This is a genomic window from Leifsonia sp. 2TAF2 (assembly GCF_052115085.1).
Lineage (GTDB): Bacteria > Actinomycetota > Actinomycetes > Actinomycetales > Microbacteriaceae > Leifsonia.
This window is the reverse complement of the sequence record NZ_JBFRFY010000001.1, coordinates 1,301,803-1,327,036: the sequence shown is the minus strand read 5'-3', so window position 1 is coordinate 1,327,036 and position 25,234 is coordinate 1,301,803. Positions and strand designations below refer to the sequence as shown.

The following is a 25,234-nucleotide window of genomic DNA, read 5'->3' as shown; positions in this document are numbered from 1 at the left end:
TTTCTCCGCGTGACGAGCCGAGGGCGATTCGTGGAAGGACTCGTCAGTGCGCGTACTTCGTGGGGACGGCGAGCTGCTGCCCGGGCGACACCACCGCGGAGTCGAGACCATTGAGCGACACGATGTCGGCGATCACGTCACGCGGGTCGGCGTTCGGCGCGATGCGCTCGGCCACCGACCAGAGTGAGTCACCCGACTGCACCGAGACGTACTGGAAGGCGACGTGCGTCTGGTCGCCGGTCGCGACTGCGCCGCCGCCGTTGAGGGCGAACACCATCGCGCCGATGACGAGTGGGAGCGCGACCAGGGCCGACAGCACCGCGCGACCGCGCCGCGTGAGGCGCAGGCGGACACGCGCTCCCTCCGGCAGGCGCGGGACCGCACGAAGCGTGGGAACCGACTCGCTCATCAGTACTGCACTCATGGCCGTGACCTCCTCAGACTCGCGGGTGCGAAGCTGTGTTCCGAATGTATCTTCGAATGTCTGAATCCGCAAGCGGCCCTCTTCCAAGGAATTACGCGGGAAAGTTCGCGACACGCTCGAACACATGTTTGTCTTCCCTTCCCGACGCGGATACAGTTTCGACTGTCTGAGAACATCAGATCAGGTACCACCGACATTCCTGCCGGGGAGCATCCCGGAGGTCGCCGAGGTCACGAGAGGACTCCCGTGTCGAACGAGAACCAGGCCCGCGGAGGCACCCGCCGCCGCAAGAATCTGAGTGACAAGCAACTGGCGATCCTCGACTTCATCCAGCGGTCGGTCGGCCAGCGCGGCTATCCGCCGAGCATGCGCGAGATCGGAGACGCCGTCGGGCTCTCCTCGCTCTCCTCCGTGACGCACCAGCTGAACCAGCTGGAGCTGAGCGGCTACCTGCGCCGCGACCCCAACCGTCCGCGTGCGCTCGAGATCCTCATCGACCTGCCGTCGTCCTCGTCGGCGGCGCCGGACTACGAGAACCAGACCCCCGTCGGCGACGCCGCGATGGTCCCCCTCGTCGGGCGGATCGCCGCCGGCATCCCGATCACCGCCGAGCAGCAGGTGGACGAGGTGTTCCCGCTCCCCCGTCAGCTCGTCGGCAACGGCGAGCTCTTCATGCTGAAGGTCATCGGCGAGTCCATGATCGACGCGGCGATCTGCGACGGCGACTGGGTCGTCATCCGCCAGCAGAACACCGCGGAGAACGGCGACATCGTCGCGGCGATGCTCGACGAGGAGGCGACGGTCAAGGTCTTCCGGCAGCGAGACGGCCACACCTGGCTGCTGCCGCGGAACTCCAACTTCGAGCCGATCCTGGGCGACTTCGCGCAGGTGCTGGGCAAGGTCGTCGCGGTCCTCCGCGCCGTCTGAGCCGATCCCCCGCCGAGTGGTGACCAGATGTCACCATCCGGCCGGAGTAGCAGCAACGACTCACGACTCGGGCGCGGTCACGCCCAGCCGAGCTCCTGCAGCCGCTCGTCGGAGAGGCCGAAGTAGTGGCCGATCTCATGCACGAGGGTGATCCGCACCCGCGCACGCAGCTCCTCCACCGTCGACGCCGACGCCTCGAGGTTGTTGCGGAACAGCGTGATCCGGTCCGGTAGCTCGCCGAAGCCGTACACTGATCGGCGCGTCAGCGGTCGCCCGCTGTACAGCCCGAACAGCCGCGGCCGGGCACCCGCGGGCTGATCCTCGATGAGGATCGCAACATTCTCCACCGGCCCGACCATGTCGTCCGGGAGTGCATCGAAGACGTCGCCGACCATCCGCTCGAATTCGTCGTCCGAGATGTACACCATGTGGTCATCCTCACACGGCGCCGGCCCCGGTTCGCTGTCCGCGTACCGGGGCCGGCATCCTGAATCCGTCGGGCGAATCGACCCTCAGGCGCTGACCGACGCCCGCTCGCGCACGCCGCGCGTCGCCTCGATGATGTTCCGGAGCGACGCGACCGTCTCGTCGTAGCCGCGCGTCTTCAGACCGCAGTCCGGGTTCACCCAGAGCTGCCGCCCGGGGATGGCGCTGAGCGCCGTCTCCAGCAGCTCGGTGACCTCCTCGACCGACGGCACGCGCGGCGAGTGGATGTCGTAGACGCCCGGCCCGATGCCGTGCTCGAATCCCGAGCGCTGGATGTCGTGCACGACCTCCATGCGACTGCGGGCGGCCTCGATGCTGGTCACGTCGGCGTCGAGGTTGCAGATCGCGTCGATGACCACGCCGAACTCCGAGTAGCAGAGGTGCGTGTGGATCTGCGTGCGGTCGGCGACCCCCGACGTAGCGAGCCGGAACGAGCCCACCGACCATTCGAGGTAGTCGTCCTGGTCGGCCTTCTTGAGCGGCAGCAGCTCGCGCAGCGCCGGCTCGTCGACCTGGACGACCCGGATGCCGGCCTCTTCCAGGTCGGCGATCTCGTCCCGCAGAGCCAGGGCGACCTGCCGTGCGGTCTCGCCCAGCGGCTGGTCGTCGCGCACGAACGACCAGGCGAGGATCGTGACCGGGCCCGTCAGCATCCCCTTCACCGGCTTCTCTGTGAGGCTCTGGGTGTACGCCGACCAGTCGACCGTGATGGGCGCCGTACGAGAGACATCGCCCCACAGGATGGACGGGCGCGTACAGCGGGAACCGTAGGACTGCACCCAGCCGTTGCGGGTGACGGCGAAGCCTTCGAGGTTCTCGGCGAAGTACTGCACCATGTCGTTGCGCTCGGGCTCGCCGTGCACGATGACATCGATCCCGATCTCCTCCTGAAGGTCGACGACGCGCTTGATCTCGTCGCGCATCCGCCCCAGGTACTCCGCCTCACTGATGAGGCCTGCCGCGAGCTGCGCCCGCGAGCGGCGGATGTCGGCCGTCTGCGGGAACGAGCCGATGGTGGTCGTCGGCAGGAACGGCAGGCCGAGCGCCTCCTCCTGCGCGGCTAGCCGGTCGTCGTACTCGCCGCGACGGAAGTCCGCCTCGGTCAGGGCGGCCTCGCGCTCGCGCACCGCGGGCACGCGCACACCCGGCGCCGACGCCCGATCGGCGAGGGAGGCCGTCGCGGCCGTGAGCTCCTCCTGGATCGCTTCGTGCCCGTCCACGATCCCGCGGGCGAGCACCGCGACCTGGGTCACCTTTTGGTCGGCGAAGGCCAGCCACGACGTCAGCCGCGCATCCAGGTCCGGCTCGTCGTCGACGTCGTGCGGCACGTGCAACAGCGAGGTGGAGGTGGACACCGTGACCTCTGGGCTCAGCGACAGCAGCTCGGTGAGCGTGCCGAACGCCGCCTCCAGATCGCCGCGCCAGATGTTGTGGCCGTCGATCACACCGCCGACGACGGTCTTCTGCGACAAGCCGGATGCGGTGGTCGCATCGAGGCCCGACGGGATGCTCCCGCGCACCAGGTCGAGGTGGATCGCCTCCACCGGGCTCGCGGCGAGCGCGGGCAGGGCGTCGTCGAGACTGCCGTACGGCGCGGCGACGAAGATCGCCGGGCGGTCGGTCGCCGAGCCGAGCAGGTCGTACGTCTGCCGCACGGCGGCGAGGACCGCATCCCGCGGCTCGTCGATGCTCTCGCTGACCAGGGCCGGCTCGTCGAGCTGCACCCACGGAGCGCCCGCCGCCGCCAGGCGCGCGAGGAGCTCGCGGTACACCGGAAGCAGGTCGGCGAGACGGGAGAGCGGACGGAAGCCCTCCGGCGCGTCGTCCGCCGGCTTGCTCAGGAGCAGGAACGTCACAGGCCCGACGATCACCGGGCGCGTGACGAAGCCTGCCTCGCGGGCCTCCTCGAACTCGCGCACGATGCGGTCGGAGGCCAGCCGGAACTCCGTGGTCGGGCCGATCTCGGGCACCAGGTAGTGGTAGTTGGAGTCGAACCACTTGGTCATCTCCAGCGGCGGGTTCTCCCCCTCGCCGCGGGCGATAGTGAAGTAGCCGGCCAGGTCCACGGACCCGTCCGCGCCGGCGAGGCCGGCAAAGCGGGTGGGCACCGCGCCGACCGTGACGGCCGCATCCAGCACCTGGTCGTAGAAGCTGAAGCTCTCCGGGATGGACGCATCCGTGCGTCCGAGACCGAGCGCCGCCAGCCGCTCGCGGGTCGCTGCCCGCAACCCGGCGGCCGTCGCCTCCAGCTCGTCCGCGTCGATGCTGCCCGCCCAGAAAGCCTCGACGGCTTTCTTGAGCTCGCGGCGGCGCCCGATGCGCGGGTAGCCGATGATGGTGCCCACCGGGAACGCGGGGCGGGCCGAGGCGGGGGTCGTGTTGCTCATGCTGGTTCCTTTGCAGTGGCCGGTTTCGGCGGGGTGGTTGATGAAGCACGGGTGGATGCGGCGGGCGTGGCGGCCGGGAGGGCGCCGATGCGGTCAAGCACGGACAGCACTGCCTCGTGCTGGTTGAACGTGTACAGGTGGAGACCAGGGGCGCCGCCCTCCAGCAACCGCTGGCCGAGCCGCGCCGCCCACGCGATGCCGATCTCCCGCCGGCCCTCGTCGGTGGGCTCGACCTCCAGCTCGATGGCGAGGTCGCTGGGGAGGTCCTCCCCGCTCAGCTCCAGCATCCGCTTCAGTCGGGCAGGGCTCGTGACCGGCATGATGCCCGGGAGGATGGGGAAGGTCACGCCGGCCTCTGCGGCCCGCTGCGCGAAGTGGAGATAGTCCTCCGCGTGGAAGAACAGCTGGGTGATCCCGAGGTTGGCGCCGGCGGCCTGCTTGGCGAGCAGGGCGTCGATGTCCTGCGAGACCGAGTGGGACGACGGGTGGCCGTTCGGAAAGGCAGCGACGGCGATCTGTACGTGCTCGCGGTGCTCGAGAACGGCTTGCGCCTGCAGCTCCGGCACGAGCAGCTCGCCGTACGGGACGCGCTCGGCCTGCACCCGGTGGATGAGTTGCACCAGCTCCGCGGTCGTGCGGATGTCGCCGATGCCGTCGTCCCCCTCCGGGAGGTCCGCCGGCGGGTCGCCGCGCACGGCGAGGAAGCGCCGCACGCCCGCATCCAGGAAGTCTCGGATCAGGCGGTGCGCCTCCTGGTGCGAAGACCCGACGCACGTGAGGTGGGCCATTGCGCTGACGTCGGTGTGCTCCAGGATGTACCGGAGGACGTCGAGGGATGCCGTCCGGGAGGAGCCGCCGGCGCCGTAGGTCACCGAGATGAAGTCGGGCCGTGCCGCGGCCAGTCGGTCGATCGTGCCCGGGAGCGCCGCCGCGGCGCGCTCGGTGCGCGGCGGGTACAGCTCAAAGGAGAACCGGGCCTCGGTACAGCTCATGGGTTCCTCGGATGGTGGTCGGACAGCGGCACGGGGACACTCCGCTCCTGTTGTGGCAGGGCGGAGTTCACACGGGCGGGTGCCGGGCTCGGCTGTCGCACCAACGTCGGCGGTCGCCCGCGTGACGTTGTCAGGCAATCTAGCAACGCGAAAGGCCGGACGGAATCGCCCGCGTCATCCAGTGACACAGACGGCCGTCCGGCCTTCCTCGTAGTGCGTCGCGCTTACTTCGCCGGCGTGACCTCGAACGGCTCGAACGCCGCGTGGTACTCGGGCATGATGCGTGCGGTGACGCGGGTGCCCTCCTCCACGTACTCGGTCGAGATGACCCGGCCGCGCTCGTGGAGAGCGGAGATCAGGTCGCCGCGGTCGTACGGAACAACCAGTTCCACCTCGAGGGACGGATCCGGCAGCAGCCGCGCGATGGCGGCGAGTACCTCGTCGATCCCCTCGCCGGTCCTGGCGGACGCGAAGATCGCGCCGGGCTCCAGGCCCCGGAGCACCAGCCGCTCGTCCGCGGGGATCAGATCGGCCTTGTTGAAGACCACGATCTCCGGGATGTCGCGGGCGCCCACCTCGCCGATCACGTCGCGCACGGTCGCCAGCTGCGAAGCCGGATCCGGGTGCGACCCGTCGACGACGTGCAGGATGACGTCGGAATCGGCGACCTCCTCCAGTGTCGAACGGAACGCCTCCACCAGCTGGTGCGGCAGGTTGCGCACGAAACCGACGGTGTCGGCGAGCGTGTACAGGCGGCCGTCGGCGGTGACACTGCGGCGGACCGTCGCATCCAGCGTCGCGAACAGCGCGTTCTCGACCAGCACGCCGGCCTTGGTCACGCGGTTCAGCAGGCTCGACTTGCCGGCGTTGGTGTAGCCGGCGATCGCCACAGACGGCACCGAGTTGCGGTTGCGGTTGGCCCGCTTCGCCTCGCGGGCCGGCTTGAAGCCCGCGATCTGCTTGCGCAGCCGTGCCATACGGGTGTGGATGCGGCGACGATCCAGCTCGATCTTCGTCTCACCGGGACCACGCGAGCCCATACCTGCGCCCGCGCCGCCCACCTGGCCACCGGCCTGGCGGGACATCGACTCGCCCCAGCCGCGCAGACGCGGCAGCAGGTACTCGAGCTGCGCGAGCTCGACCTGCGCCTTGCCCTCGCGGCTCTTGGCGTGCTGGCTGAAGATGTCGAGGATCACGGCCGTGCGGTCGATCACCTTCACCTTCACCACGTCCTCCAGCGCACGGCGCTGGCTCGGGGCCAGCTCCGTGTCGGCGATCACGGTGTCCGCGCCGAGCGCGGCGACGACGCCCGCCAGCTCTTCGGCCTTGCCGCGACCGAGGTAGGTGCTGGGGTCGGGATGCGGACGGCGCTGCAGCAGCCCATCCAGCACCGCGGCTCCGGCCGTCTCGGCCAGTGCAGCCAGTTCGCGCATCGAGTTCTCGGCGTCCTGCAGGGAGCCCTGCGAGTACACGCCGATGAGCACCACGTTCTCCAGCCGCAGCTGTCGGTACTCCACCTCGGTAACGTCCTGCAGTTCGGTCGACAGCCCGGAGACGCGGCGCAACGCCGCGCGCTCCTCGCGGTCGAGCTGCTCACCGTCATGGTGGCCGCCGTCGACAGAATCGCTCTGCAGCGCCTGCGCCCGTGAGGACCCGGCGGCGCCGAACAGCGTCACGCTCGCGCGGTTCCCCTCGGTCGCGAGCACGCGCGCGACAACGTCGTCTGCGTCGTGTTCGCGGATGTCGGTCTTATCAGTCATTCAGTTCCCCGATCCGGGTTAACCCTAGTTTGTTCGTGTCCTGTACGGTCTGCTTATGGCCAGCGGAGATCACTACTTTTCCTCGGCGCCCGAGAGCGAGATGAACCTGCGGCCGTTCACCGCGCACCTCGCCGGTCGGACCTACGAGCTGGTGACAGCCAATGGGATCTTCAGCCCCGAGCGCGTCGACATGGGTACGCGAGTGCTGCTGGACCATGTCCCCTCACCACCGCCCGGAGGTCAGTTCCTCGACCTCGGCTGCGGCTGGGGGCCGCTGGCTCTCACACTTGCTCTCGAATCCCCTCATGCGACGGTCTGGGCCGTCGACGTCAACACCCGAGCTCTGGATCTGGTCCGCAGGAATGCGGAGAAGCTCGGCCTCACCAATGTAAACCCGGTGACGCCCGATAATGTTCCCGATGACGTGCGGTTTACGACGATCTGGTCGAATCCGCCGATCCGCGTCGGCAAGAACGAGCTGCACAACATCCTCGAGCGCTGGCTGCCCCGGCTGGAGCCGGGATCGGACGCCTGGCTCGTCGTGCAGCGCAACCTGGGCAGCGACTCGCTGCACCGGTGGATGCAGACCACCTTCCCCGAGTTGACGACAACACGCGTCGGCACCTCGAAGGGCTACCGCGTGCTCCGCTCGCGCTCCCACGCCGAAGCCTGACCGGCTCGCCCGCAGGATAGCGGGGTCAGGCGAGGTCGAGGGTGCCGGTGAAGACGAGCTCGGCGGGGCCGGAGAGACCGACGTGCTCGCCGTCCTCCGTCGGGAACATCCGGACGCCCACGGTGCCGCCCGGCACATCCACGCGCCACTGGTTCGGGGCGCCTTCACCGGCCCAATAGCGGACAGCAAGGGCCGCGGCCGCCGCGCCCGTGCCGCAGGACAGGGTCTCGCCGCTGCCGCGCTCGTGCACGCGCATGCGGATGCGGCCGACGCCGTCCTTCACGAGCGGCTCGCGCGGGACCACGAACTCGACGTTCGCCCCATGCTCGGGAACCGGCTCCAGGTGCGGGATGTACGAGAGGTCTGCGGCATCCAGCTCGTCGTCATCCGCGACGGCGACGACCACGTGCGGGTTGCCCATGTCGATGCCGAGCCCCGGGCGGGCGACGGGGAGCTCCTTCGCGCGGACGAGCGGCTCGCCGCCGGCGAGGTCCCAGCGGCCCAGGTCGACCTGGAAACCGGTCGTGCTCCGCTGCACGTCGCGCACGCCCGAGCGGGTGCCGATCGCCAGGGTCCCGCCGTCCGGGAGTTCGGCCAGGCCGCTCTCCAGCAGGTAGCGCACGTACACGCGGATGCCGTTTCCGCACATCTCGGCGGGCGAGCCGTCGGCGTTGTAGTAGTCCATGAACCAGGTCGCGGCGTCGTCCTCCGCCAGCGCGGCCTCACCCTCCGGGACATGTTCGGACCGGACGGCACGGATCACGCCGTCGGCACCCACGCCGAAGTGACGGTCGCAGATCTCGGCGATCTGGGTGGCCTTGAGCGGCAGGCGTCCCTCCGGGTCGGAGTACAGCACGAAGTCGTTGCCGGTGCCCTGACCCTTGGTGAAGTGGATGGTCGCCATGGTCTCCAGCCTAGCGACCGGTGGGAAGGGTGCCGGCCGCGTCTCTTCAGGCAGTGTCGGCTCCGGCAGTGTCGATGATCGCCAGCGCCGCATCCACCAGGTCCGGGGCGTCGTAGTCGAGCCAGTGGATGCTCGGGTAGCGCTTGAACCAGCTGACCTGGCGACGAGCGTAACGACGGGTCAGCTGCTGCGTCTGCGCGATCGCCTCCTTGCGGGACAGTTCGCCACGCTGCTCGGCGAGGGCCTGCGCGTAGCCGATGGCGCGACGAGCGGTGACGCCGTCGTCGATGCCCCGCGGGATGAGCGCGGCAGCTTCTGCGGGGAGGCCGTCCGCCCACATCCGCTCCACGCGGGCATCGAGCCGCTCGACGAGCTGCTCCCGCGGCGCTGCGAGGCCGATGACCGCTGACGGCTCGTGCCAGAGCCGGGGTTCGTCGGGGAGCTCTCCGCTGACGGACGTTCCGGTCAGCTCGGCGACTTCGAGGGCACGGACGATGCGCCGACCGTTGCGCGATCCGATCCGGCGGGCCGCGTCGGGGTCGCGCTCGGCCAGTCGCTGGAAGAGCATCCCCGGTCCGTGCTCGGTGAGCTCCGCTTCGAGCCTCGCGCGGAGCTCCGGATCGGTGCCGGGGAACTGGAGGTCGAAGAGGACGCTGGAGACGTAGAGACCCGAGCCGCCGACCAGGATGGGAACCGCACCGCGATCAAGTACCGCTTCGATCGTCCCGCGGGCCTCTGGCTGATAGCGGGCAACCGTCGCCTCGTCGGTCACGTCGAGCACATCGAAAAGGTGGTGCGGGGTCCCGCGCCACTCATCGGACGGCAGCTTGGCCGTGCCGATGTCCATGCCGCGATACAGCTGCATCGCGTCGGCGTTGACGACCTCGGCCGATTGACCCCGTGTGCGGAGGGCGTCGGCGAGAGCGAGCGAGAGGTCGGTCTTGCCGGTTCCCGTCGACCCGACGATGGCGACGAGCGGCAGGGCGGGCACCGTGCTCAGCGCTGCCCGTCCGTCGGGTCGTAGATGGGCATCGTGCCGACGCCGGGCGACGTCAGCGGCTCGCGGCTCTGGAGGGCCGGCACACCGACGCGCAGTGTCGGGAGCCCGAGGGAGACACGGCCCGCCTCTGCGGTCGAGGCGCCACCGTGTGCGGGGACGGCGCAGGATTCGGCTTCGGCCCGATCCCAGGCGTCGCCTGCGCGGGTGCGCCGGATCCGCAGCGGCTGCCCGTCGGCGGAGTCGGCGATGAGGTGGTGCGGGGCCGCCTGCGTCACCCGCACGGTGACGACGTCGCCTGGGCGCGGGATCTCGGACCCTGCGGGGACCTCGAAGTGGACGAGCCGGCTGTCACGGGCGCGGCCGCTGAGGCGATGGGTGTCGGCATCCTTGCGTCCTTCGCCGTTGGCGACGAGGAGCTCGACCTCCCGGCCGATGAGTGCGCGGTTCTCCTCGTCGGAGATGCGCTCCTGAAGGGCGATGAGCCGGTCGTACCGCTCCTGCACGACCTCCTTCGGCACCTGCTCCTCCATGGTCGCCGCCGGGGTTCCCGGACGGATGGAGTACTGGAAGGTGAAGGCGGAGGCGAAGCGCGCGGCTTCGACGACGCGGAGGGTCTCCTGGAAGTCTTCTTCCGTCTCGCCCGGGAAGCCGACGATGATGTCGGTGCTGATGGCCGCGTCCGGCAGCTTCGCCCGGACCCGGTCGAGGATGCCGAGGAATTTTTCCGACCGGTACGAGCGCCGCATGGAGCGGAGGATGCGATCGGAGCCGGACTGCAGCGGCATGTGCAGCTGCGGCATGACGTTCGGGGTCTCGGCCATCGCGTCGATCACGTCGTCGGTGAAGGCAGCGGGATGCGGGCTCGTGAAGCGGATGCGCTCGAGCCCGTCGATCGTGCCGGCCGCGCGGAGCAGCTTGCTGAAGGCCTGCCGGTCGCCGAACTCGACGCCGTAGGAGTTGACGTTCTGTCCGAGCAGCGTGACCTCGATGGCGCCGTCGTCGACGAGCGCCTGGATCTCGGCCAGGATGTCGCCCGGGCGGCGGTCCTTCTCCTTTCCGCGCAGCGATGGGACGATGCAGAAGGTGCACGTGTTGTTGCAGCCGACCGAGATGGACACCCATCCCGAGTACGACGAGTCGCGTTTCGTCGGGAGCGTCGACGGGAAGGTTTCGAGGGACTCGAGGATCTCGATCTCGGCCGCGTCGTTGTGGCGGGCGCGCTCCAGGAGGCTGGGGAGGGCGCCCATGTTGTGCGTGCCGAACACGACGTCCACCCAGGGGGCCTTCTCGAGGATGACGTTCTTGTCCTTCTGGGCGAGGCAGCCGCCGACCGCGATCTGCATGCCCTCGTGGCGCCGCTTGACGCCTGCCAGGTGACCCAGATTGCCGTACAGCTTGTTGTCGGCGTTCTCGCGCACGGCGCACGTGTTGATGACGACGATGTCCGCCTCTTCGCCGTTCGCCGGAACGTAGCCGGCCGCTTCGAGCGACCCGCTGAGTCGCTCGGAGTCGTGCACGTTCATCTGGCAGCCGAAGGTGCGTACCTCGTACGTGCGCGCCCGGCCATCTGCACGGACCGCGGCCTCGGAGGGCTCGATGACGCTGCGCTGTTCCAGGATGCTCATGATGGCGACAAGTCTACGTTTTCCGTGGGCTGACCGACGACCCGCGGGCCGCCGTGCCGCTTACTGGAATCGGACGCCCGAGCCGCCGCGCGATCGCCGTCCGGCGAAGGCGGCATCCATCGCCTGACGGATCACGCTGGAGGAGTACCCCTTCCGCGCGAGGAATCCGTGCAGCCGGCGTCGCGCGGTCTCGTCGTCGTACGTCGACAGCTGGCCGATGCGCTTCACGGCGAGCTCGGTGGCGCGATCGAGCTCATCGTCCTCACCGATGTCGGCGAGGGCCGCCTCGATGAGTTCCGGATCGATGTGCCTGCGTGCGAGGTCCTGCTGGATCGCCGTGCGGCCGAGCCCTTTGCGGCTGTGCTGCGTGAAGGCGAGCGTCGTGGCGAGAGACGCATCGTCGATCACGCCGAGCGTCTCGAGCCGATCGAGTTCGGGGCCGTAGACCTCCGGATCGATCTCGCGCTTGTTCAAGACCTGCTCGAGCTCCCAGCGCGACATGCCCCGACGGGCCAGCTGCCGGATCGCGAGCCCGTTGGTCTTGCGCGCCTGCCGGATGGCCTCGTCATCCTGCTCGTCGTCCTCCGCCGCGACGGGTGGCGCCACTGGCGCACGGGACTCCGTGCCCCAGGTGTTGTTCCACCCCGCACCGCCGGGCAACTCGGCCACCGGCCGGGCGCCACCGCCGCGTGACGGGTGATCGTCACCATCACGACGCCGCGCCGGCGCCGCGCGGCGAAGCGGAGTAACGGGAGCGAGCCGCTCCTGCTCCTCTGCTCCGTCGCGCGACGATCCGTCGCCCGCGTTGTCCTCAGACGAGGACGGGAACTTCACCACCACGAGGATTCCCTTCGGGAGGCGGAGGGCACGATCACGCGCCCTTGCGAGCCTTCAGCTTGTCTTCGATGGATCCGACGTTCGACGGCTCTTCCGCCACCGCGTTCGGGTCGGCCATGATTCCGAGCTTGATCTTGATCTTCTGCTCGATCTCTGCGGCGATGTCGGGGTTCGCGATCAGGAAGTTACGCGAGTTCTCCTTGCCCTGACCGAGCTGGTCGCCCTCGTAGGTGTACCAGGCACCCGATTTCTTGACGATCGCGTGCTCCACACCGAAGTCGATCAGGCTGCCCTCGCGAGAGATGCCGACGCCGTAGAGGATGTCGAACTCGGCCTGCTTGAAAGGCGGCGCCATCTTGTTCTTGACGACCTTGACGCGGGTGCGGTTACCTACCGCGTCGGTGCCGTCCTTCAGGGTCTCGATGCGACGGATGTCGAGTCGCACGGACGCATAGAACTTGAGCGCCTTGCCACCGGCGGTCGTCTCGGGGCTGCCGAAGAACACGCCGATCTTCTCGCGCAGCTGGTTGATGAAGATCATCGTGGTGTTCGTCTGGCTGAGGCCACCGGTCAGCTTGCGGAGCGCCTGCGACATGAGGCGCGCCTGGAGGCCGACGTGGGAGTCACCCATTTCGCCCTCGATCTCAGCACGGGGCACGAGTGCCGCGACGGAGTCGATGACGATGAGGTCGATCGAGCCGCTTCGGACGAGCATGTCGGCGATCTCGAGCGCCTGCTCACCGGTGTCGGGCTGCGAGACCAGGAGGGCGTCGATGTCGACGCCGAGCTTGCGGGCGTACTCGGGGTCGAGCGCGTGCTCGGCGTCGATGAAGGCCGCGATGCCACCGGCGCGCTGCGCGTTGGCGATCGCGTGCAGCGTCAGAGTGGTCTTACCCGACGACTCCGGGCCGTAGATCTCGATGATGCGGCCGCGCGGCAGTCCACCGATGCCGAGCGCGACATCCAACGCGATCGATCCGGTCGGCACGACCTCGACAGGGGCGCGTTCGTCGCTGCCCAGCCGCATGACGGAGCCCTTGCCGAACTGGCGGTCGATCTGCGCGAGGGCTGTTTCCAGGGCCTTCTCGCGGTCTGCAGGTGATGGCATTACGGTTCTCCTTCGTGGGCTTCGCTTCGGTTCGACTCTAGGAGGGACGTCCGACACTCGAAGCGAAGGACGCGCATCTGTGGACAACCGGTTTTCGACTGCCGTTGTGAAGAAGTTTAGCCAGATCCGAACATACCTTCGAGGGGTTCGAACCGGCGTGTCGCAGTGCGATCAGCGTTTGGGGGCAGGTTTGCCGGCGCCGTACCAGTGCGAGGAGGGCACGCCCGTCTCCCTACACAGGGCGAGCCACACCTCGCGGGGCGGGAGGCCGGCGGAGAGTGCCTCTGTTGCCGTGCGTCCGCCCAGTTCGCCGATGACGAGGTCGGTCAGCAGCGCCTGACCGTAGGTGCTGCCGAACTCGTCCGAGACGGCTCGCTGGAACTCGCTGAGCTTCATGGGTCCTTACTTCAGGAGAACGGATGGATGAGAAAACGAAGGACGCCCCGCATCAGCGGGGCGTCCTCGTGAGCGTTGGGGATCAGCGGGCGACCAGGTCGGAATCCATGGCCGTGACGAACTCGTCCGGGACAGTGTCCGGAATCACCGGCTCAAGACCCTCGAGCACCGCGATCCGATCGCCGACCTCGCGCATGATCACCGACACCGGCGTCTCGAGCGCGTCGGCCACCGAGGCGAGGATCTCACTCGACGCCTCCTTCTGACCGCGCTCGACCTCACTGAGGTACCCGAGCGCGACGCTGGCCTTGCTGGCGACCTGTCGGAGCGTACGACCCTTTTGCAGGCGGAAGTCCCTGAGCACGTCGCCTATTTCCTGACGTACAAGAATCATTCGGAGCCTCCCTCTCTTACCCTGCCGACGTATCGATGGGATACGAATGTACCGCATCCCTGCGCTCCACGATATCGAGGGCTACTGGGCTTTTCTTGTGAATGCAGCAGGTGTAACGAGACCGAAACACCGCGTATTCCCGCGGTAATCCGGGAGACTCAAACGACCGTTATGCCGAGCTCCGACGCGAGCGCCCGCACGGCCTCCGCGACGGTCTCGCGCCGGATCGCATCACGGTCACCGGACAGCTCGAGAGCGATGGCCCGCGCGCCCTCGGACGACGCGATTCCGACGTACACCGTGCCCACCGGCCGCCCTCCCTGCGGGTCCGGACCCGCGACACCGGTGGTGGCGACGCCGAGATCGGCCGGCCGCCCTCCCACCGCGAGGCGCTCGCGTACGCCCGAGGCGAGCTGGCATGCCACCTCCGGGTGCACCGGCCCTTCGGCCGCCAGCAGGTCGGCGTCCACTCCGAGCAGCGTGTGCTTCAGCTCCGTGGCGTAGACCACCGCTGCCCCGAGCACCACGGCCGACGCGCCCGGGACGCTGGTCAGCTCGGCCGTCACCAGCCCGCCGGTCAGCGACTCCGCCACGGCGACCGTCAGCCCCCGATCGATCAGAGTCCGGACGACCGCGAAGGTGGCCGAGGACTCAGGCGAGGGCACGCTTCGCCCTTCGTCCTTTCCAGGCCTGCCAGAGGTAGTCGAGCCCCGTCCAGACGGTGAGGATGACCGCGGCGGTCATGAGGATGCCGTTCACCCAGAAGATCCAGTCGCCGAAGATCGTCCAGAGCGGTACGAGCGCGAAGGAGATGGCAACGGATTGCACGATCGTCTTGATCTTGCCGCCGCGCGACGCCGCGATGACGCCCTGGCGAATGACGACGAAGCGGTAGATGGTGATGCCTACCTCGCGGACCAGGATGACGATGGTCACCCACCAGGGAAGCTCCTGGAGGATCGACAGGGCGATCAGCGCTCCCCCGGTGAGCACCTTGTCGGCGATCGGGTCGAGCAGCTTTCCGAGATCGGTGACCAGACCCTTACGCCGGGCCAGGGCGCCGTCCACGCCGTCGGTCGCGATCGCGAGGATGAAGAGTAGAGCGGCCGCCCAGCGCAGCCAGCCGTCGTCGCCGCCATCGGCGAGCAGCATCCAGACGAACAGCGGGGCGAGCAGGATGCGCACCACCGTGATCGCGTTGGGCAGGTTCCAGTTGCTCACACGGTCTGCTCCGCCGTCCGCCGCGGCGGGCGGAGGCGTGTCGGGCACCGACATCGCGGTCTTCTACTCTCTGCCGGTCAGCTGCCAGGCGTCCTCGTCCGGATCGCCCTCGACCTCAGGATAGCCCGCGGTCATCTCAGCGACCGGATCGGCACCGTAGCGGTCCTCGTCGTCGGTCATCGCGGGGGCCGGCACCGAGGCGGCTGCTGCCGCCGCTGCCGCTGGGGGCGCCGCCGCTGCCGGGGAACCTGCCGGCGGCTCCTCACCGCGCAGGCGCGCGAGCACCTGCGGCAGCTGCTCCGCCGTCACCAGCACATCCCTCGCCTTAGACCCTTCGGACGGGCCGACGATCTCGCGCGACTCGAGCAGATCCATCAGGCGACCGGCCTTGGCGAAGCCCACCCTGAGCTTCCGCTGCAGCATCGACGTCGACCCGAACTGCGACGACACCACGAGCTCCGCGGCGGCCAGCAGGAGGTCGAGGTCGTCGCCGATGTCGGAGTCGATCTGCTTCTTCTCGGCACTGACCGTGACGTCCTGCCGGTACTCCGGCCGCGCCTGGCGCGTGACGTGCTGGACGACCTTCTGGATCTCGTCCTCATTGACCCAGGCGCCCTGCACGCGGATCGCCTTGGACGCACCCATCGGCAAGAAGAGCCCGTCGCCCTGCCCGATGAGCTTGTCGGCACCGGGCTGGTCGAGGATGACGCGGGAGTCGGTGACGCTGGTGACTGCGAACGCCAGCCGCGAGGGGACGTTGGCCTTGATGAGGCCGGTGACGACGTCCACCGACGGCCGCTGCGTCGCGAGCACCAGGTGGATGCCGGACGCGCGCGCCAACTGCGTGATACGGACGATAGAGTCCTCCACGTCTCGCGGAGCGACCATCATGAGGTCGGCGAGCTCGTCGACCACGACCAGGAGGTACGGGTAGGGCTTGAGCTTGCGCTCGCTCCCGGCGGGCAGCACGATCTCGTCGTTGATGACGGCCTTGTTGAAGTCGTCGATGTGGCGGAAGCCGAAGCTGGCGAGGTCGTCGTACCTCATGTCCATCTCCTTCACGACCCACTGCAGCGCCTCGGCCGCCTTCTTGGGGTTCGTGATGATGGGGGTGATCAGGTGCGGGACGCCGCCGTAGATCGTCAGCTCCACCCGCTTCGGGTCGATGAGCACCATCCGCACCTCAGAGGGCTTGGCTCGCATCAGCAGGCTCGTGATCATCGAGTTCACGAAGCTCGACTTGCCGGAGCCGGTGGAGCCCGCCACGAGGAGGTGGGGCATCTTCGCCAGGTTGGCGACGACGAAGCCGCCGCCGACGTCCTTGCCGACGCCGATGGTCATCGGGTGGGTGCTCTTGGCGGCCGCGGGCGAGCGGAGGATGTCGCCGAGCGAGACGATCTCGCGGTCGCTGTTCGGGATCTCGACGCCGATCGCGCTCTTGCCCGGAATGGGCGAGAGGATGCGGACCTCATTGCTGGCGACCGCGTACGACAGGTTCTTGCTCAGCGCGGTCACGCGCTCCACCTTGACGCCCGGGCCGAGCTCGATCTCGTACTGGGTGACCGTCGGCCCGCGCGAGTAGCCGGTGACCTTCGCATCCACCCCGAACTGCGTGAGGACGGAGGTGATCGCCGCGACGATCTCATCGTTCGCACCCGAGCGCGTCTTCGCCGGCGTTCCCGCGGAGAGCATCGAGGCGGACGGGAGGTTGTAGGGGGCAGTCGGCTGCGGGAGGACGGGAGCCGCCGCCTCCTCGTCGAATTCATCGACGACCGCCGAGCCGGCAGGGAAGCCGGGCAGCACAGCCGGCGCGCCCGGCGTGCCGGTCATGGGCGGGAGGGGTGCCACCGCGGTGGGCGGCTGATCGCCCGTGAATCGCTGCAGCGCGTCCTCCGCGTGAGCGAGCTCGCTCAGCACCTCGGTGTTGTAGTGGTCGCTGGCCGGGTCCGGCTCGAGCGCGGTCGCGAATTCGCCCTTGCCGCGCCCGCCCGCACCGAACACATCGGTCAGGCCGTCCGCTGGCGCGTCACCGTAGTCCGGGTCTTCTTCGCGCTGCGACTTGTTGCGCCGCCACCAGGGAAGGTTCGCCTCGGGCTCCGCCTCGTCGTCGATGCCGTCGAGTTCGACCTGCTTCGACTTGGCGCCCTTCGCGGACTCCTTCGCCTCCAGACGCTCGTCCTCGGTCGGCAGCTGCGCCCCGAACAGGTAGGCGTAGAGCTCCCGGATGCGCGCGGGCAGCTTGTTGGGCGGCGTCTTCGTGATGATGAAGAGGCTGAGGATCAGTAGGAGGATCACGACAGCGCCCGCGCCGTACGGCGTGATGACCAGGGACAGCGGCGCGGCGATGAGCCAGCCGAGCACGCCGCCGGCCTGAGCGAGGGCGGCCATGCCGTCGCTCGGCGAAGGATGCGGGCTGAACAGGTGGCACAGGCCCGAGACCATGAGAAGCAGGATGCTCAGGCCGATGCCGATGCGCGTGTTGTCGTGCACCGAACTCGGATGGCGGAACAGCCACGCGGCGAACAGCACCATGACGACCGGGAGCGCGAACGCGACCCGGCCGAACAGCCCGCCGAAGGTCCAGGCGTCGAGCGTCCGGGCCACCTGGTCGTTGATCAGGAACCACTCCACGACCGCGCCCGCGATCGCCAGGAGCACCAGGAAGAAGGGGAAGCCGTCGCGGCGCTCCTCTTTGCTGAGCTTCTCCGGACCGAGCGCACGGAAGGCAGCGCCCGTGAGGTGCGCCAGCCCCATCCAACCCCGGATGAGCGGACTGGGACCCGCGTCGGCTGCCGGGTAGGCGACCGTCTTCTGCGGAGCGGTCTTCGACGCCGGTTTGCGCGCGGTCGACCCGCCGCGACCGGAGCCCCGGGCGCGGGAATTCGACTTGGTGCTCGTGGCCATGGGGTCAACGGTACGTCGTACCCCCGTCATCACGCGGTTCCCGCGCCTGCTTTGTGGAAAATCGGCCGCGTCAGCGGACCGTGCGCACCATCGTGTCTGAACCGTCCCGGGAGGCGACGATCACGTACCCCTCGCTCAGGTAGAGACGTTGGGCGAAGTTCGTCCGCTCCACGCTCAGGCTGAGCCGCGCATGCCCGCGCGCGGCGGCCGTGCGCCCGAGTTCCCGTAGGAGTGCTCGACCCGCACCCTGGGCGCGCCACTGCGGATACACGCCGAGGGTGAGTTCGGGCACCCCGGCAGCGACGAATCCGTACCCCGGATGATCCGCCGGAAAGAGCCGCGCCCAGCACGCGCCGACGGCGACGCCCTGCGCGTCCTCGGCCACGCAGCCGAAGTCGCCGGGGCGCTGCCAGCCGACAACATAGTGCCGGACCGCGGGGTCGTCGAGCACCGTCAGCCGGGAGCGCGCACGTACCGGATTCCAGTTGGCGGCCTCCACCAACATGTCAGCGAGCACGCGCGCATCGTGCCCGGTGGCCGGACGGATGCGGAACACGTTCATGCACGAACGTTACCCGCGGTCGTGTTTCCCGCGGGTAACGTTCCGTGCCGGATGCGCCGGAAGCACCGGCTCAGGCCTAGGCCCAGGCCAGGCCCAGGCTCAGGCTTCGATGACGAGCGGAACGATCATCGGACGGCGCCGGTAGCTCGTGTTGACCCAACGGCCGACGGTGCGGCGCACGACCTGCGAGAGCGCGTGGGAATCGCGGACACCGTTCTGGGCGGCCTCCGCGAGAGCAGCGGCGATCTTCGGCTTCACGGTGTCGAACACGGCGTCGTCCTCCGCGAATCCGCGGGCGTGCACCTCGGGCCCGGTGACGATGCGTCCTGTCGCGGCCTCCACGACGACGATGATCGAGATGAAGCCCTCCTCGCCGAGGATGCGGCGGTCCTTCAGATCGGCGTCCGTGATCTCACCGACGCTGGAACCGTCGACGTAGACGAAGCCGAGGTCGAGCTGCCCGACGACCCGGGCGAGACCGTCGCGCAGGTCGATGACGGAGCCGTCCTCCGCGAGGATCGTGTTCTCCTCCGGCACTCCGGTGTCCATCGCGAGCCGTGCGTTGGCAACCAGGTGGCGGTACTCGCCGTGCACCGGCATCACGTTCTTCGGCTTCAGGATGTTGTAGCAGTAGAGCAGCTCGCCCGCGGCAGCGTGACCGGAGACGTGCACCTTGGCGTTGCCCTTGTGGACGACGTTGGCGCCGAGCTTGGTGAGCCCGTCGATGACGCGGTACACCGCGTTCTCGTTGCCCGGGATGAGGCTGGAGGCAAGGATGACCGTGTCGCCGTGGCCGACCTCGATCTGGTGATCGAGGTTCGCCATCCGCGCGAGCACCGCCATCGGCTCGCCCTGCGAGCCGGTCGACATGTAGACGATCTGGTCGTCGGGAAGGTCGGCGGCCTTCTTGTAGTCGATGAGCACGCCCTCGGGCACCTTGAGGTAGCCGAGGTCGGCAGCGATGGTCATGTTGCGGACCATCGAGCGGCCGAGCAGCGCCACGCGCCGGCCGTTGGCCGCCGCCGCGTCGAGCACCTGCTGCACACGGTGCACGTGGCTGGAGAAGCTCGCGACGATCACCCGGCGGGGAGCCCGGGCGATGACGGTGTCGAGCACCGGGCCGATCGAACGCTCCAGCGGGGTGAATCCGGGCACGTCGGCGTTGGTCGAGTCGGCGAGGAAGAGGTCCACGCCCTTCTCCCCCAGCCGCGCGAATGCACGCAGGTCGGTGATCCGGTCGTCCAGCGGCAGCTGGTCCATCTTGAAGTCGCCGGTGTGGAGGACGACGCCCGCCGGCGTCGTGATGGCGACGGCGAGCGCATCCGGGATGGAGTGGTTGACGGCGACGAACTCGAGCGAGAACGGGCCGAGCTGCTCGACCTGCCCCTCCTTCACCGTCAGCGTGTACGGCTGGATGCGGTGCTCCTTGAGCTTCGCCTCCACGAGGGCCAGAGTCAGGCCCGATCCGATGAGCGGGATGTCGCGGCGCAGCCGAAGCAGGTAGGGGACGGCGCCGATGTGGTCCTCGTGGCCGTGCGTCAGCACGACGCCGACCACGTCGTCGAGCCGGTCGCGGACCGGCGAGAAGTCGGGAAGGATCAGGTCGACTCCCGGCTGGTCCTGCTCCGGGAAGAGGACTCCGCAGTCGACGATGAGGAGCTTGCCCTCGTACTCGAAGACGGTCATGTTGCGGCCGATCTCCCCCAGGCCGCCGGTGGGGATGATACGGAGTGTTCCAGGTTCGAGCGCAGGAGGCTCGGCGACGGAGATGGGCATGTGCCCTCCTATTTCTGTGTTCTGGCAGCGGGGCTTCGCGCACCCGCCCTATTTCTCGGCCGCTCGTGCGGCCGTCAGCGTGTGGTCCCGGCGATCTTCGGGAGCGCTCCGCCCGCGGCCGCGTTGCGGTCCGGACGGAAGTTGGAGAAGTCGACGCCGGGGATGTCTTTGACGAGGTCGAGCTCGTCCTCGATCTGGGCGGCCTCCCACTCCTCGGGCCCGACGAGCGGCAGTCGCACGCGGGGGCTCGAGATGCGGCCGAGGCCGTGGAGGATGTACTTCGCGGCCACTGTACCGGGCACGTGCGTCATCACCGCACGAACCAGCGGCTCGAGCTTCATGTGGGCCGCCGTGGCGGTGGCCAGGTCGCCCGCGTTCACCGCGTCGACGATCTGCCGGTACGGCGTCGGGGCGATGTTCGCCGTCACGCCGATGAGCCCGCTCGCCCCGATGGCGAGGTGCGGGAGCACGTTGGCGTCGTCGCCCGAGAAGTACATCAGGTCGGTCTGGTTGAGCACGCGGCTCACCTCGCTGAAGTCGCCCTTCGCATCCTTGATCGCCAGGACGTTGGGGTGCTTGGCGATCCGGAGGATCGTCTCGTACTTGATCGGGACCCCGGTGCGGCCCGGGATGTCGTAGAGGATGACCGGCAGGTCGGTGGAGTCGGCGATCATCCGGAAATGCGTCAGGATGCCCGCCTGCGTCGGCTTGTTGTAGTACGGCGTGACGACCATGACGCCGTCGGCGCCGGCCTTCTCACTGTGCTGGTACAGCTGGATGGCATGGGCCGTTTCGTTCGAGCCGCCGCCGGTGATGATCTTGGCGCGGCCGTCGGCCACCGACTTGCCGACCTCGACGAGGCGTAGCTTCTCCGGGTCGGTCAGCGTCGAGGTCTCGCCGGTGGTCCCGGTGACGACGATGCCGTCGGCGCCCGCCTGGATCACGTCGTCGATGTGCTTCTCGACCGCCGCCCAGTCCACTTCGCCGTCGGCGGTGAACGGGGTGACCAGGGCGACGAGCACCTGGCCGAACGGGTTCTGGTGAGCAGCCATGGTTCCAGGCTATCGGGTCGCCGTCACGCAGAGACACATTCGCTGCGCTGGGGAGAACTGCGGCGTAGCGTCCCGCCTGTGAACGGATTCGCGGCGCTCGGCATCCTGCTCGGGCTCGTCGCCGTCGTGACGGCGGCAGGCGTCGCCTGGCGCGCGACCACCGGCCGCGCGCGTGCGGCCCGTCCGGGCGAGACGGTCACCCCGGCCGATGTCTCCGCCGAAGCCTTCGGCCCACGTGCGACGCTCCTCCAGTTCTCGACCGACTTCTGTGCACCGTGCCGTTCCACTGCCCGGGTGCTGGGGGCCGCCGCCGACGACCTCGACGGCGTGCGCCATGTGGAGGTGGACCTCACGAGCCGGCCAGACCTCGCAGGCCGCTTCGGCATCCTCCAGACCCCCACCACTCTCGTGCTCGACGCGTCCGGCGCGGTTCGCGCCCGGATCGGCGGCGCCGCACGCCCGGACGCCGTCCGTGACACCCTCCACACCATCCTCGGGAGCGACCATGCCTCAGCCTGACCCCACCGTGAGCGCCCGGACCGCCGGGAACGCCGCCGGAACCTCCGCCGGCACCGCCGCCGGAATCGACCCCCGATCGCCACGATTCGGCGCCGGGATCACCGCAGTGCTCCTCCTCGTCGACCTGTTCCTCTCCCTCGTCGGAGCGACCGTCGCCGCCTTCGTGCTGCTGCTCGCCATTGCCTTGCTCTTCGCCTGGGGCGCTTTCGCCGGGGTGCGACGGCATCCCTACGGCGTGCTCTTCCGCCGCTTCGTCCGCCCGCGTCTCGCCGCGCCGTCCGAGCTGGAGGACCCGGCTCCTCCGACGTTCGCCCAGGCGGTCGGACTCCTCGTGACCGGGCTCGGGCTGGTGCTCCACCTCGCCGGCGTGCCACTGGCGCTCCCCATCGCCGCGGCGCTCGCCTTCGCCGCAGCGTTCCTCAACGCGGTCTTCGCCTACTGCTTGGGCTGCCAGCTGTACCTCCTCCTTGTGCGGGCGCGCCTCATCCCCCGCCGCGCGGACGCCTGAACACGCCCCAGCCGGGAATCCGCCGAACGCCCCGTGACGGTGTCGGACCCCGTCAGTAGTGTGGGTCGGGCCCGGCCGCGCTCGGCGGCCACGGCATCCCTAGGAGGTCTCCATGGCAGTCACCAGCGAATCCACCACCGTCTGGAACGGCGATCTCACGAGCGGCTCGGGCACCGTCACGCTCGACTCGTCGCACGCCGCGGAACTCGACGTGAACTGGAAGGCCCGGTCGCAGGGCGGCGCCGAGGTCACCACACCCGAGGAGCTGCTGGGGGCAGCGCACGCCGCCTGCTTCTCGATGGCGTTCTCGAACATCCTGGCGCAGTTCGGCAACGCTCCGGAGAGCATCCGCACCACCGCCGCCGTCACGTTCGACCCGGCGCAGGGCATCACCGGCAGCCACCTCCAGGTCGTGGCCACCGTGCCCGGGCTGTCGGAGGAGGACTTCGAGCGGCTCGCCGATGAGGCGAAGCGCACCTGCCCCGTCTCGCGCGCGCTGGTCGGCATCCCGATCACTCTCGACGCGTCCCTCTCCTGAGTTTGGGACGATAGCGACATGCGGGTGCTCCTCGCCGGATCCTCCGGCATGATCGGCAGCGAACTCCGCGCCCAGCTCGCGGCCGCGGGCCACGAGACCAGGCGACTGGTGCGGCACGACCCCGGCTCACCGGACGAATCCCGCTGGTCGCCCGAGGAACGACAGGTCAACGTCGATCTGTTCGAGTGGGCGGATGCAGTGATCGGCCTGTCGGGCAGCTCGCTGCAGCACCTCCCCTGGACACGAGCGACCAAGCGGCGCATCCTCTCCTCCCGGCTGCAGGCGACCGGCACCCTGGCCGAGGGGATGCGGCGGGCCGACGATCCGCCCCGCGTCTTCGTCAGCGGGTCGGCGGTCGGTTACTACGGCGATCGGCCCGGCCAGCAGCTGACCGAGTCAGCGAGCAAGGGCCGCGGCTTCCTCACCGACGTCGTGGACGCCTGGGAAGCGGCCGCGCGTCTGGCTCCCGAGACCACGCGGGTCGCCTTCGCCCGCACCGGCGTCGTGATCGGCCGGGGCGGTGCCCTCACGCCGCTTCTCCCTATCGCGAAGGCCGGCCTGGCCGGCCCGCTCGGAAGCGGACGCCAGCACTGGCCGTGGGTCAGCCTGCACGACGAAGCGGCTGCGCTCATCCATCTGCTCACGTCGACCCTCGAGGGCCCCGTGAACATCGCCGGACCGACCCCGGCGACCGCGGGCGAGGTGGTGCGAGCGCTCGCCCAGGCGGTGAGACGCCCCTACTTCGTGCCCGTCCCGAAGTTCGCCATCGAATTGGCACTGCAGGATGCGGGGCGGGAGCTGCTGCTCGCCGATCAACTGGTCGTCCCGAAGAAGCTGCTCGCCGACGGCTTCGTCTTCCGCGATCCGACGGTCGAAGACGCGATGGACCGCCTCGTGGAGGTGCGCGCCGCCTAGCTGCAGCGTGCCAAGCGGCAGTTCGCCTAGTGGGCCGGGGTGTCGCCCGAGGCGACTCTGGTGCGCTCCAGGCGGATCGCTTGACGAAGCGCTGCCCTCGCGCGTCGGCGATCTCCGGACGCGTCGTACGCGAGCCCGAGCCGGAACCACGCCCGCCAGCTCTCCGGAGCCGCCTCCACCTCGGCGCGGTACTGCGGGAACTGCTCATCCGCCGCATCGCGTAGCGGACGGCCGCTGACCCGGGTCGGGAGGTCCTCCACAGGGAGGCCGCCCTCCGCATCCAGCTGTCGCACGAGCCGCTCGGTGCGCGCGCCGAACAGCAGCTCACGCCCGATCGCCCACGCGGCGATGATCGGCAGTACCAGGAGCGCGACGCCCATGGCGATCGCGATGCCCTCGCCGGTCGCGATCAGCATCACCGCCCGCTGCCCCGCCAGCACCAGGTAGACCAGCAGGATGATCGCCATGACGATGGCGGCCAGTCGGTTCCTCATGCGCGCTGCCGCCTTCTCATCGGGCCGGGTCCGTGCCGTCGTCCCCGGCATCGCGCACGGTGCGACGGGGCGGTTCGCCGTTCGGCTCCGCGATCCCGAGGTCGATGAGCTTGTCGAGGCCGACGGTGACGCCGGTCGCGCTGGCGGCGGCACGGAGCGCCAGCAGGATGCCGGTCTCGTACGCCTCCGAGCCGACCGTGTCGTGCCGGATCGTCAGCTGCTCCCCCACGCCGCCGAAGATGACCTGCTGCTGGGCGACGACGCCGCGCATGCGGAGGCTGTGGATGGGGACGCTCGCCACTTGCTGCCCGCGGGCGCGCTGGTCGGAGTGCGGGGCCTCCACGGGCCCCTTCGCCGCCCGGGCGGCGCCGATCAGCTCGGCGGTGCGTACCGCGGTGCCGGAGGGGGAATCCGTCTTGCCCGCGCCGTGCGCCTCCACGATCTCGATCGAGTCGAAGAACCGTGCTGCGACCGTGGCGAAGGCGGTGCCGAGGGCGGAACCGAGAGAGAAGTTCGGGATGACGACGGCTCCGGTGCCCTCGTTCTTCGCGACCCGTCGCTCCAGGTCGAGGATGCGGTCCGCCGACCAGCCGGAGGTCCCGACCAGCACGCGGAGGCCGTGGTCGACCGCGAAGGCGACGATGCCCGGGCTCACCTGCGGCAGCGTCATGTCGACGAGCACGTCGGCACCGAGCATGTCCTCCAGCGGCGAGCGCGAGCCGAGCTGCGCCACGAGTTCGAGGTCGTCCGCCTGCTCGATGAGGCGCACCGCCACGCTTCCCAGTTTTCCGGTCGCTCCGGCGACGGCCACGCGAATGCTCACGTCACCAGC

General features: G+C 69.4%; 26 protein-coding genes. 6 read left to right on the top strand and 20 right to left on the bottom strand.

Features of this window, described 5'->3' with window-relative positions; all coding sequences use genetic code 11:
* Positions 1 to 43 precede the first annotated feature (43 nt).
* Positions 44 to 424: a LysM peptidoglycan-binding domain-containing protein gene (locus tag AB4Z18_RS06360; protein ID WP_441781848.1), complete on the bottom strand. Its 381-nt coding sequence runs from the start codon at positions 422 to 424 to the stop codon at positions 44 to 46.
* A 246-nt stretch (positions 425 to 670) separates the two neighbouring features.
* Here AB4Z18_RS06360 and lexA point away from each other — a divergent pair, with 246 nt between their 5' ends.
* Complete coding sequence (gene lexA / locus AB4Z18_RS06355) at positions 671 to 1,351, top strand: transcriptional repressor LexA (RefSeq protein WP_441781847.1); 681 nt, start codon at positions 671 to 673, stop codon at positions 1,349 to 1,351.
* 77 nt (positions 1,352 to 1,428) lie between these two features.
* Here lexA and AB4Z18_RS06350 read toward each other — a convergent pair whose 3' ends face one another.
* The 4 genes from AB4Z18_RS06350 to hflX form a co-directional block, all read right to left on the bottom strand.
* Positions 1,429 to 1,779, bottom strand: coding sequence for a metallopeptidase family protein (locus AB4Z18_RS06350; protein WP_441781846.1), 351 nt, complete (start codon positions 1,777 to 1,779; stop codon positions 1,429 to 1,431).
* Between the two features lie 84 nt (positions 1,780 to 1,863).
* On the bottom strand, positions 1,864 to 4,224 hold the full coding sequence (gene metE, locus AB4Z18_RS06345; RefSeq protein ID WP_441781845.1) for a 5-methyltetrahydropteroyltriglutamate--homocysteine S-methyltransferase: 2,361 nt from the start codon (positions 4,222 to 4,224) through the stop codon (positions 1,864 to 1,866).
* Positions 4,221 to 5,216 carry a methylenetetrahydrofolate reductase gene (locus tag AB4Z18_RS06340; RefSeq protein ID WP_441781844.1) on the bottom strand — a complete coding sequence of 332 codons (996 nt, stop codon included), beginning with the start codon at positions 5,214 to 5,216 and terminating at the stop codon, positions 4,221 to 4,223. The genes metE and AB4Z18_RS06340 overlap by 4 nt, the downstream gene beginning before the upstream one ends.
* A gap of 224 nt (positions 5,217 to 5,440) precedes the next feature.
* On the bottom strand, positions 5,441 to 6,976 hold the full coding sequence (gene hflX, locus AB4Z18_RS06335) for a GTPase HflX (RefSeq protein WP_441781843.1): 1,536 nt from the start codon (positions 6,974 to 6,976) through the stop codon (positions 5,441 to 5,443).
* 55 nt (positions 6,977 to 7,031) lie between these two features.
* On the opposite strand from hflX, the gene AB4Z18_RS06330 reads away from it, so the two are divergent.
* Entirely contained in the window at positions 7,032 to 7,649 is a 618-nt protein-coding gene (locus AB4Z18_RS06330) for a class I SAM-dependent methyltransferase (RefSeq protein WP_441781842.1), read from the top strand.
* 25 nt (positions 7,650 to 7,674) lie between these two features.
* Here the strand turns inward: AB4Z18_RS06330 and dapF are convergent, their stop codons facing one another.
* The 13 genes from dapF to dapA all read right to left on the bottom strand — a co-directional run bounded on the left by dapF (position 7,675) and on the right by dapA (position 21,428).
* Positions 7,675 to 8,553 (bottom strand): diaminopimelate epimerase, encoded by an 879-nt coding sequence (gene dapF, locus AB4Z18_RS06325; protein ID WP_441781841.1) that lies wholly within the window; start codon positions 8,551 to 8,553, stop codon positions 7,675 to 7,677.
* Positions 8,554 to 8,599: 46 nt separating this feature from the next.
* On the bottom strand, positions 8,600 to 9,544 hold the full coding sequence (miaA, locus tag AB4Z18_RS06320; protein WP_441781840.1) for a tRNA (adenosine(37)-N6)-dimethylallyltransferase MiaA: 945 nt from the start codon (positions 9,542 to 9,544) through the stop codon (positions 8,600 to 8,602).
* 5 nt (positions 9,545 to 9,549) lie between these two features.
* Complete coding sequence (miaB, locus tag AB4Z18_RS06315; RefSeq protein WP_441781839.1) at positions 9,550 to 11,178, bottom strand: tRNA (N6-isopentenyl adenosine(37)-C2)-methylthiotransferase MiaB; 1,629 nt, start codon at positions 11,176 to 11,178, stop codon at positions 9,550 to 9,552.
* Positions 11,179 to 11,238: 60 nt separating this feature from the next.
* Positions 11,239 to 12,018 carry a regulatory protein RecX gene (locus tag AB4Z18_RS06310; protein ID WP_441781838.1) on the bottom strand — a complete coding sequence of 260 codons (780 nt, stop codon included), beginning with the start codon at positions 12,016 to 12,018 and terminating at the stop codon, positions 11,239 to 11,241.
* 31 nt (positions 12,019 to 12,049) lie between these two features.
* Complete coding sequence (gene recA, locus AB4Z18_RS06305) at positions 12,050 to 13,123, bottom strand: recombinase RecA (RefSeq protein ID WP_441781837.1); 1,074 nt, start codon at positions 13,121 to 13,123, stop codon at positions 12,050 to 12,052.
* A gap of 171 nt (positions 13,124 to 13,294) precedes the next feature.
* Positions 13,295 to 13,519 (bottom strand): DUF3046 domain-containing protein, encoded by a 225-nt coding sequence (locus tag AB4Z18_RS06300; protein ID WP_441781836.1) that lies wholly within the window; start codon positions 13,517 to 13,519, stop codon positions 13,295 to 13,297.
* Positions 13,520 to 13,601: 82 nt separating this feature from the next.
* Entirely contained in the window at positions 13,602 to 13,913 is a 312-nt protein-coding gene (locus AB4Z18_RS06295) for a helix-turn-helix domain-containing protein (protein ID WP_441781835.1), read from the bottom strand.
* Between the two features lie 158 nt (positions 13,914 to 14,071).
* A complete protein-coding gene (locus AB4Z18_RS06290; protein ID WP_441781834.1) occupies positions 14,072 to 14,578 on the bottom strand; it encodes a CinA family protein in 507 nt (168 codons plus the stop codon).
* Complete coding sequence (gene pgsA / locus AB4Z18_RS06285; protein WP_441781833.1) at positions 14,565 to 15,188, bottom strand: CDP-diacylglycerol--glycerol-3-phosphate 3-phosphatidyltransferase; 624 nt, start codon at positions 15,186 to 15,188, stop codon at positions 14,565 to 14,567. Before pgsA ends, AB4Z18_RS06290 begins: the two co-directional genes overlap by 14 nt.
* Before the next feature lie 9 nt (positions 15,189 to 15,197).
* Positions 15,198 to 18,038, bottom strand: a complete 2,841-nt coding sequence (locus tag AB4Z18_RS06280; protein ID WP_441781832.1) for a DNA translocase FtsK 4TM domain-containing protein — start codon at positions 18,036 to 18,038, stop codon at positions 15,198 to 15,200.
* A gap of 70 nt (positions 18,039 to 18,108) precedes the next feature.
* Positions 18,109 to 18,600 carry a GNAT family N-acetyltransferase gene (locus AB4Z18_RS06275; protein ID WP_441781831.1) on the bottom strand — a complete coding sequence of 164 codons (492 nt, stop codon included), beginning with the start codon at positions 18,598 to 18,600 and terminating at the stop codon, positions 18,109 to 18,111.
* A gap of 99 nt (positions 18,601 to 18,699) precedes the next feature.
* The gene (locus AB4Z18_RS06270; protein WP_441781830.1) at positions 18,700 to 20,376 is read right to left on the bottom strand and encodes a ribonuclease J; all 1,677 of its coding nucleotides are present in this window, start codon (positions 20,374 to 20,376) and stop codon (positions 18,700 to 18,702) included.
* Between the two features lie 74 nt (positions 20,377 to 20,450).
* Positions 20,451 to 21,428 (bottom strand): 4-hydroxy-tetrahydrodipicolinate synthase, encoded by a 978-nt coding sequence (gene dapA, locus AB4Z18_RS06265; protein WP_441781829.1) that lies wholly within the window; start codon positions 21,426 to 21,428, stop codon positions 20,451 to 20,453.
* A gap of 78 nt (positions 21,429 to 21,506) precedes the next feature.
* Between dapA and AB4Z18_RS06260 the strand changes: the two genes are divergently transcribed.
* From AB4Z18_RS06260 to AB4Z18_RS06245, 4 genes are all read left to right on the top strand, one after another.
* Positions 21,507 to 21,947 (top strand): TlpA family protein disulfide reductase, encoded by a 441-nt coding sequence (locus tag AB4Z18_RS06260; RefSeq protein ID WP_441781828.1) that lies wholly within the window; start codon positions 21,507 to 21,509, stop codon positions 21,945 to 21,947.
* Positions 21,934 to 22,455 (top strand): DUF4395 family protein, encoded by a 522-nt coding sequence (locus tag AB4Z18_RS06255; RefSeq protein WP_441781827.1) that lies wholly within the window; start codon positions 21,934 to 21,936, stop codon positions 22,453 to 22,455. The genes AB4Z18_RS06260 and AB4Z18_RS06255 overlap by 14 nt, the downstream gene beginning before the upstream one ends.
* Positions 22,456 to 22,567: 112 nt before the next feature.
* Entirely contained in the window at positions 22,568 to 22,993 is a 426-nt protein-coding gene (locus tag AB4Z18_RS06250; protein WP_441781826.1) for an OsmC family peroxiredoxin, read from the top strand.
* 18 nt (positions 22,994 to 23,011) lie between these two features.
* Positions 23,012 to 23,908, top strand: a complete 897-nt coding sequence (locus tag AB4Z18_RS06245; RefSeq protein ID WP_441781825.1) for a TIGR01777 family oxidoreductase — start codon at positions 23,012 to 23,014, stop codon at positions 23,906 to 23,908.
* Between the two features lie 26 nt (positions 23,909 to 23,934).
* Here the strand turns inward: AB4Z18_RS06245 and AB4Z18_RS06240 are convergent, their stop codons facing one another.
* Together AB4Z18_RS06240 and dapB are read right to left on the bottom strand one after the other, a co-directional pair.
* Entirely contained in the window at positions 23,935 to 24,402 is a 468-nt protein-coding gene (locus tag AB4Z18_RS06240; RefSeq protein WP_441781824.1) for a tetratricopeptide repeat protein, read from the bottom strand.
* Positions 24,403 to 24,418: 16 nt separating this feature from the next.
* Positions 24,419 to 25,225 carry a 4-hydroxy-tetrahydrodipicolinate reductase gene (dapB, locus tag AB4Z18_RS06235; protein ID WP_441781823.1) on the bottom strand — a complete coding sequence of 269 codons (807 nt, stop codon included), beginning with the start codon at positions 25,223 to 25,225 and terminating at the stop codon, positions 24,419 to 24,421.
* Between the last annotated feature and the right edge of the window lie 9 nt (positions 25,226 to 25,234).

Coding starts and splice junctions, on each gene's coding strand:
- AB4Z18_RS06360 (WP_441781848.1), bottom strand. CDS start 424: ATGAGTGCAGTACTGATGAGCGAGTCGGTTCCCACGCTTCGTGCGGTC.
- AB4Z18_RS06350 (WP_441781846.1), bottom strand. CDS start 1,779: ATGGTGTACATCTCGGACGACGAATTCGAGCGGATGGTCGGCGACGTC.
- metE (WP_441781845.1), bottom strand. CDS start 4,224: ATGAGCAACACGACCCCCGCCTCGGCCCGCCCCGCGTTCCCGGTGGGC.
- AB4Z18_RS06340 (WP_441781844.1), bottom strand. CDS start 5,216: ATGAGCTGTACCGAGGCCCGGTTCTCCTTTGAGCTGTACCCGCCGCGC.
- hflX (WP_441781843.1), bottom strand. CDS start 6,976: ATGACTGATAAGACCGACATCCGCGAACACGACGCAGACGACGTTGTC.
- AB4Z18_RS06330 (WP_441781842.1), top strand. CDS start 7,032: ATGGCCAGCGGAGATCACTACTTTTCCTCGGCGCCCGAGAGCGAGATG.
- dapF (WP_441781841.1), bottom strand. CDS start 8,553: ATGGCGACCATCCACTTCACCAAGGGTCAGGGCACCGGCAACGACTTC.
- miaB (WP_441781839.1), bottom strand. CDS start 11,178: ATGAGCATCCTGGAACAGCGCAGCGTCATCGAGCCCTCCGAGGCCGCG.
- recA (WP_441781837.1), bottom strand. CDS start 13,123: ATGCCATCACCTGCAGACCGCGAGAAGGCCCTGGAAACAGCCCTCGCG.
- AB4Z18_RS06300 (WP_441781836.1), bottom strand. CDS start 13,519: ATGAAGCTCAGCGAGTTCCAGCGAGCCGTCTCGGACGAGTTCGGCAGC.
- AB4Z18_RS06295 (WP_441781835.1), bottom strand. CDS start 13,913: ATGATTCTTGTACGTCAGGAAATAGGCGACGTGCTCAGGGACTTCCGC.
- pgsA (WP_441781833.1), bottom strand. CDS start 15,188: ATGTCGGTGCCCGACACGCCTCCGCCCGCCGCGGCGGACGGCGGAGCA.
- AB4Z18_RS06280 (WP_441781832.1), bottom strand. CDS start 18,038: ATGGCCACGAGCACCAAGTCGAATTCCCGCGCCCGGGGCTCCGGTCGC.
- AB4Z18_RS06275 (WP_441781831.1), bottom strand. CDS start 18,600: ATGAACGTGTTCCGCATCCGTCCGGCCACCGGGCACGATGCGCGCGTG.
- AB4Z18_RS06270 (WP_441781830.1), bottom strand. CDS start 20,376: ATGCCCATCTCCGTCGCCGAGCCTCCTGCGCTCGAACCTGGAACACTC.
- dapA (WP_441781829.1), bottom strand. CDS start 21,428: ATGGCTGCTCACCAGAACCCGTTCGGCCAGGTGCTCGTCGCCCTGGTC.
- AB4Z18_RS06255 (WP_441781827.1), top strand. CDS start 21,934: ATGCCTCAGCCTGACCCCACCGTGAGCGCCCGGACCGCCGGGAACGCC.
- AB4Z18_RS06250 (WP_441781826.1), top strand. CDS start 22,568: ATGGCAGTCACCAGCGAATCCACCACCGTCTGGAACGGCGATCTCACG.
- AB4Z18_RS06245 (WP_441781825.1), top strand. CDS start 23,012: ATGCGGGTGCTCCTCGCCGGATCCTCCGGCATGATCGGCAGCGAACTC.
- AB4Z18_RS06240 (WP_441781824.1), bottom strand. CDS start 24,402: ATGAGGAACCGACTGGCCGCCATCGTCATGGCGATCATCCTGCTGGTC.